This window comes from Vibrio sp. 1288 (genome assembly GCF_033344475.1).
In genome coordinates this window covers 1-810 of sequence record NZ_JAWPOX010000331.1, presented here as the reverse complement: position 1 = coordinate 810, position 810 = coordinate 1, and the positions used below count along the sequence as shown (strand labels likewise).

General features: G+C 43.8%; 1 protein-coding gene. It reads left to right on the top strand.

Annotated features, from left to right (window positions below; all coding sequences use genetic code 11):
- On the top strand, window positions 1-810 hold an 810-nt coding region (locus tag R8O11_RS26575), incomplete at both ends, for a HAMP domain-containing sensor histidine kinase (RefSeq protein WP_318194789.1).

The window sequence follows — 810 nt, the reverse complement described above, 5'->3', positions numbered from 1 at the left end:
AACAATGTGGGTTGGACGCTACCTGCGCCTAGCGTTAACGTAGATAAAGTCTACAAGCATTTGGACTTACATCCCTTACAGAAACCTTGGGCGCAAAAAGTTCAAGAGTGGCTACATAAAAACCAAGCAGTCGCTATCGCAGCGCTGCTAACATTGGTGTTACTGACTATCTATCACTTTTGGCTAGAGTGGACGTTCAAACGTAGTAGAGAAAAGTTGAAAGCTACCCTCAATGATTTACGTCGCAAGAGTAGCATGTTGGAACATGCTCAACGTATTACGATTGTGGGAGAATTAGGCAGCAGTATCGCACATGAAATTAATCAACCATTGGCTGCGATTAAAAACTACAGTCAAGGTGCAAAGATGCGGATGGAGCAAGGCACTACACCCGAGGAAATGTTGCCGATAATAGAGAAAATTCAACAACAAGTGACGTCTGCGAGTGACATAGTGCAGCGTTTACGTAGTTTGATTCACCGGACGCCAATCGAGAAAAGCTGGGTTGACTTACCTGCCGTCATCAATGATGCAATGAAGTTGGTGGATTATGAGTTCCAACGTCACAATATCCAACTAGGTGTGATGTATTCTGGCGAGGTACAAAACGTTTATGCGGATGTGACCGGATTGCAACAGGTGATCATTAATGTGCTTAATAATGCCAAAGATGCTTGTCTTGCTCATTCGACTTCGCAAAAAGAGTTGTTTGTTGATCTCCATATCAGCTTTTGTGATGACGTTGTCATCATTGATGTCATGGATAACGGGGTCGGGTTCGAAGAGCAAAATACCCCTCTTGATCAGCCT